Annotated in this window: 6 protein-coding genes, 1 tRNA gene and 2 pseudogenes; 3 read left to right on the top strand and 6 right to left on the bottom strand. The window is 70.2% G+C overall.

The features are described 5' to 3' along the window. From Q1N79_RS15640 to Q1N79_RS15630, 3 genes and pseudogenes are all read right to left on the bottom strand, one after another. Positions 1-539: ABC transporter permease (locus Q1N79_RS15640; RefSeq protein WP_300609762.1), on the bottom strand; the 539-nt coding region annotated here is incomplete at its 3' end. A 9-nt stretch (positions 540-548) separates the two neighbouring features. Beyond that, the gene (locus Q1N79_RS15635) at positions 549-1,136 is read right to left on the bottom strand and encodes a DUF4162 domain-containing protein (RefSeq protein WP_300609760.1); all 588 of its coding nucleotides are present in this window, start codon (positions 1,134-1,136) and stop codon (positions 549-551) included. A 68-nt stretch (positions 1,137-1,204) separates the two neighbouring features. Beyond that, a pseudogene (locus tag Q1N79_RS15630) lies at positions 1,205-1,339 on the bottom strand (ATP-binding cassette domain-containing protein); the annotation flags it as partial. Positions 1,340-1,758: 419 nt separating this feature from the next. On the opposite strand from Q1N79_RS15630, the gene tatA reads away from it, so the two are divergent. Then, on the top strand, positions 1,759-2,106 hold the full coding sequence (tatA, locus tag Q1N79_RS15625) for a Sec-independent protein translocase subunit TatA (RefSeq protein ID WP_300609758.1): 348 nt from the start codon (positions 1,759-1,761) through the stop codon (positions 2,104-2,106). A gap of 30 nt (positions 2,107-2,136) precedes the next feature. Here the strand turns inward: tatA and Q1N79_RS15620 are convergent, their stop codons facing one another. Next, on the bottom strand, positions 2,137-2,370 hold the full coding sequence (locus tag Q1N79_RS15620) for a hypothetical protein (RefSeq protein ID WP_300609756.1): 234 nt from the start codon (positions 2,368-2,370) through the stop codon (positions 2,137-2,139). Positions 2,371-2,577: 207 nt separating this feature from the next. Then, positions 2,578-2,748, bottom strand: coding sequence for a hypothetical protein (locus Q1N79_RS15615; protein ID WP_300609754.1), 171 nt, complete (start codon positions 2,746-2,748; stop codon positions 2,578-2,580). 37 nt (positions 2,749-2,785) lie between these two features. On the opposite strand from Q1N79_RS15615, the gene Q1N79_RS15610 reads away from it, so the two are divergent. Then, on the top strand, positions 2,786-3,070 hold the full coding sequence (locus Q1N79_RS15610) for a MarR family winged helix-turn-helix transcriptional regulator (RefSeq protein WP_300609752.1): 285 nt from the start codon (positions 2,786-2,788) through the stop codon (positions 3,068-3,070). Positions 3,071-3,090: 20 nt separating this feature from the next. Here the strand turns inward: Q1N79_RS15610 and Q1N79_RS15605 are convergent. Then, a tRNA-Val gene (locus tag Q1N79_RS15605) sits at positions 3,091-3,163 on the bottom strand. Between the two features lie 214 nt (positions 3,164-3,377). On the opposite strand from Q1N79_RS15605, the pseudogene Q1N79_RS15600 reads away from it, so the two are divergent. Continuing rightward, positions 3,378-3,700: pseudogene (locus Q1N79_RS15600) on the top strand (epoxyalkane--coenzyme M transferase); the annotation flags it as partial.

Below are 3,700 nucleotides of genomic sequence, written 5' to 3'. Positions count from 1 at the left end.
TGGCTGGCCACGAGCACCCCGAACGCGGTGAGGGAAACCGCCATGAGCAGCTCAAGGCCGATGACCTTCGCCACGAGCAGCGGGGTCAGGCGCACCCCGATCAGCGGGGCGAGGGCCAGCATGATCGTGCCCTGGACGGTGGCGATGCTGGCCCCGCCGAGTGTCTTGCCTGACACCAGCGACATGCGGCTGACCGGGGCCACCAGCATCTCGCGCAGGAACCCGAACTCCCTGTCCCACACGATCGAGATCGCCGACGACAGGGCGGTCGACATGACGGTCATGGCCACGATCCCTGGGAACAGGAACTTCTTGAAGTCAAACCCGGCAGTCGTGCCCACCAGCGTGCTCATCCCGTAACCAAGCACGAACAGGAACAGGATCGGCTGGATGAAGCTGGACAGGACGCGGGCACGGGTGCGGAAGAACCTGATCGCCTCCCGCTCCCATACCATGCCGACCGTGCGCAGCTCCTCGCCCAGGCTCTCCCGCTCATCGGCAAGCGGCCTGCCCGGCAGGTCGAGGACGGCACCGTTCATCACAGCCTCCTAACGCCGCCTGGCGATGCGCGCCCTGGCCCGCGGCGGCATCGCCCGCTCGGCGTGCTGGTCGCGGATCTGGCGCCCGGTGAAGTGCAGGAACACGTCATCCAGCGTGGGCCGGTGCACGTGCACGCTGCTGACCCGCACCCCGGCGGTCTCGATGAGCCGGGGCACCTCGGCCTCGCCGTCCCCGGCGTCCCCGGCGAACACCACCAGCCCCTCCTCGCCGCGGCGCACCCGGAACCCGGCCGCCTCCAGGTGGGCGGCGGCGGCCGGGTCGTCGGCGGTGACCAGCTCGATCGTGTCCTCGCCGACCTGGCGCTTCAGCTCGTCCGGGGTGCCGGTGGCCACGACCAGGCCGTGGTCGATGATCGCGACCCGGTCCGCGTACTCGGCCTCATCCATGTAGTGGGTGGTCAGGAAGATCGTCGTCTGCTCCTCCCGGCGCAGCCGCAGCACGTCCTCCCACACCAGCGTCCGCGTCTGCGGGTCCAGGCCCACGGTCGGCTCATCAAGGAACAGCACCACCGGGGTGTGCAGCATCCCGCGCGCGATCTCCAGCCGCCTGGCCATGCCGCCAGAGAACGTGGACACCAGGTCATGCCGGCGACCGTCAGCCGGTCATCCAGCGTCTGCTCCTGGAACACGAGCCCGATCCGGCGCCGCACCGCCTCCGGCTGCCGCGCGACGTCAAACCCCGCCACCCGCACGCGGCCGCCGCCTGGCCGGGTCAGCGTGCACAGCATCCGCACCGTGGTCGTCTTCCCCGCCCCGTTCGGGCCAAGGAACGCGAACACCTCGCCCCGCTTGATCGAAAACGACACGTCCCTGACGGCCTCGATGGCCCCATACCGCTTGGACAGGGACGACACCTCAACCGCCGTCTCGGCGGCAGCGCCCGGACCATCAGCAGCCTGACCCAGGCGCGCGGTTTGCAAGCCGGCCACGACACAGCCCCTTACGCGGTTCCACTTACGGTGCGACCTGATCACGCCCAGATCCAGCCTGGCCGCGGGCCTGCGACCAGGACAGGACCAGAGGTCACCGACGGCCGGGACCAACTGTCCGCGGGCGACGAGGCGGGTCAGGGGGATGGGACCTAGGGCACCCCTGACCGGGCCAGCGGGCCCTGACCGGGTCGCGAACGGCGGCTAGGCTAGTCGGGGAAAGGGTTTCCCCCACCCGGAATTCGCCTCCTGAAAAGGGAGAGGCGCCCATGTTTGATGATCTGTTCGACAGCCCGTGGAAGATCCTGATCGTCGCGGTCGTCGTTATCGTGCTGTTCGGGTCGAAGAAGCTGCCTGATGCCGCGCGTTCGCTGGGTAGGTCCATGCGCATCCTGAAGACCGAACTGCAGGCCCGCGACGACGATGAGCCTGCCGCGCCTGCCGCGCCTGCCGGGCCGGCCGGGCCGGTCACCACGGCGCTCCCGGCCACCGCGGCGCCCGCGGCCTCCGCTGATCCCCAGGCACAGATCGCCGCGCTTCAGGAGCAGATCAACAACCTGCAGCGGGCGGTCGCCGCCGACGGTACGGCCGCGGCGGACACCAGCCAACCCCGCTGACCGTCAGCCAGCGGGACAGGGCGCCGCAAACTACGGCAGGTACTTCACCGGCACCCTGCTGCCCCAGCTGCGCAAGCTGCCCGGTTTCGAGCGCGCGTACCTGCGGCGCCGCGACCTTGACGGGAACGGCACTGTCGAGCTGACCGCGCACACGTTCTGGGAATCCCCCGCCGCGATCCGCGCCTTCGCCGGGGACGACATCACGGTCGCCATCATCGAGCCGCAAGCCCGGGCCATGCTGCTGGACTTCGACCGCACCGCCACCCACCGCAGCGTGGCAGCCGACGCCCGGAGCTGACCCGCCCGGGAACCACGCGGCAAGCCATTCCCTCAAGTTACTCAGAACTCGAAGCAACGTACCGTGGGCCGGAGGTGGAAAGGGGGCGGCGGCCGGTGCCCAGTGTGGCGGCCAGACGGACAGCAGGACCTGGCCACCGGGTCCTCATGACCGCCGGCCACCCGTGGCCCCGATCACCGCACGGCGGGAATGGCGCTCCGGCGCGATCCGCGCACGACAATCAGCTGCCCATCGGTGACCGGGACGATCAGGCGCGACCGCGGTGCGGCCAGCAGCTGGCGGTGTCGCTCGGCCCGCTCCGGATCGCCGTAGTGCGCGAGCACCGAGAAGGAGACCAGTTCCATCGCCGTGGTGGTGGCCAGCTCTGGCGCCTTCCACCGGGTGTCTTCTGAGACGCAGGGCAGCAGGTCCTCGGTGGGTGTCCATGACCGGCGGGCCGGGCCCCGAAGTGAGCAAGGCCTGGTCGCACGCCATCCGCGCGCCGGCGACCGGCGCCGCAACGTGGCCGAACTGACCGACGCCGGACACGACACCCTCCGACGGGCCAGCACGGCAAGCGATGCCGCCGAGCGCGAGTTTCTCGCGCCGCTCACCCCGCAGGCCGCCCGGCAGCTGCGGAACTCGCTGCAGGCCCTCGTGACCCGTCCCGGCAGCCAGCAATCCTGACGCGCCCAGGCCGGGCGGCGTGGGCGGTACTGGGATCGAACCAGTGACCCCTCGGGTGTAAACCGAGCGCTCTAACCGCTGAGCTAACCGCCCGTCCTCGTGCCGCACGATCGCCACTGCACGAAATCGTTGCCAGGGTACCGGTTCCCGATGGGCTGCCGGTACCGGACGGGTGCCTGGCGCGGGCGGGACAGGCCGTGGCAGCGCACCCATCGCACGGGGAGCGGCGTATTGCGCGCTCGTCGGGGACACGGCCATACTCAGCCCGGGAAGATCATCGCCCGTCGGGGAGTCTCAAGGAGGAGAGATGCCGGACAGGATCCTGACCAGCCACGCGGGCAGCCTGCCGAGACCGGAGGACCTGATCGCGCTCAATCACGAGCGTGCGGAAGGGACTTTCCCCGACGAGGCGGAATACCTCCGCAGACTGCGCTCCGCGGTGGGGGACGTGGTCGCGCGGCAGCGCTCGATCGGCATCGACCTGGTCAACGACGGCGAGTACGGGCACTCGATGGGCACGCGCTACGACTACGGCTCATGGTGGACCTACGTCTACCAGCGCCTCGGCGGAATCGAACTGGTGCCGATTTCGATAGCGGAAATGCCGCAGGCCAAGGGCAAGCCGGGCGA

Source organism: Trebonia sp., assembly GCF_030042015.1.
GTDB lineage: Bacteria > Actinomycetota > Actinomycetes > Streptosporangiales > Streptosporangiaceae > Trebonia.
Note: the sequence above shows the minus strand (reverse complement) of the source record. Positions and strands in the feature narration are given on the sequence as shown.

What these genes read in the sequence shown, in the direction of transcription:
- tatA (WP_300609758.1), top strand. Translation starts at nt 1,759, where the DNA reads ATGTTTGATGATCTGTTCGACAGCCCGTGGAAGATCCTGATCGTCGCG.
- Q1N79_RS15615 (WP_300609754.1), bottom strand. Translation starts at nt 2,748, where the DNA reads ATGGAACTGGTCTCCTTCTCGGTGCTCGCGCACTACGGCGATCCGGAG.